Source organism: Lacinutrix jangbogonensis (assembly GCF_000797445.1).
Classification (GTDB): Bacteria; Bacteroidota; Bacteroidia; order Flavobacteriales; family Flavobacteriaceae; genus Lacinutrix; species Lacinutrix jangbogonensis.
The window spans coordinates 1-1,005 of the sequence record NZ_JSWF01000002.1 but is presented as its reverse complement, the minus strand read 5'-3'; the positions used below and the strand labels follow the sequence as shown (position 1 = coordinate 1,005).

Below are 1,005 nucleotides of genomic sequence, written 5' to 3'. Positions count from 1 at the left end.
ATCCCCCCCCCTGTGTGCCCTTGAGAGACGCCGACCACACCACGACTAATCGTGTTGCTAAGCTTGCAAAACAAAAGGCAATAAACAATTGTCTAAAATGTGTAAAATTATTGCTGGGGACGAAATGAGACACCATCATGCATATAGCGAATTTGTAGAGCGTATTTTTGCTGTAGATCCAAGCCAGATGATGTTAGCGTTTCATTATATGATGAAACAAAAATTACAATGCCGGCTCATTTTTTAAGAGAATCTGGAGGTCAAATTGGTTCTGTTTTCGAAGAGTTTTCTAATACTGCACAACGTATTGGTGTATATACTTCTTTAGATTATATAGATATTCTTGAGAAACTAACTAAACGTTGGGAAATAGATAAAATCACAGGCCTAACAGATGAAGCTGAAAAAGCTCGTGATTACTTAATGAAATTACCATCAAGAATGTTACGTATAGCAGACAGAATGAAGATTCCAGAAAATTCTTATCAATTTAAATGGGTTGAACCTGCAAAATTATAGTATGTTAAACCATACTTTAATAGAAGCTACCAAAATATTTGTAAAAAAGAACTTGCTGATGCTGAAGGTGGACACGATTGGTTTCATATTGAACGTGTTTACAATAACTGCCTACTTCTATCTAAAGGTGAAGCTGTAAATACAGAAATAGTTGCCTTAGGTGCTTTGCTCCATGATATTGCAGATAGTAAATTTCACGATGGAGATGATACTGTTGGACCAAGAAAGGCCAGAGCGTTTCTTGAAAACGAAGATGTTGATTCTTCTGTAATTGCCCATGTAATAGCCATTATTAAAAACATATCTTTTAGTTCTAATATTGGAAAAACAAACGCTTTTAACTCTTTAGAATTACAAGTTGTCCAAGATGCAGATAGGCTAGATGCCATTGGGGCTATTGGTATTGCGCGAGCTTTTAATTATGGAGGATTTAAAAACAGAGCCATTTACAATCCAGATATTAAGCCAAATCTAAATATGACCAAA

1 protein-coding gene and 1 pseudogene are annotated in these 1,005 nt (G+C 35.4%); both read left to right on the top strand.

Annotated features, from left to right (window positions below):
- Window positions 1-519, top strand: a pseudogene (locus RH82_RS00015) (acyl-ACP desaturase); the annotation flags it as partial.
- A 36-nt stretch (window positions 520-555) separates the two neighbouring features.
- Window positions 556-1,005: HD domain-containing protein (locus RH82_RS00010; RefSeq protein WP_081979140.1), on the top strand; the 450-nt coding region annotated here is incomplete at its 3' end.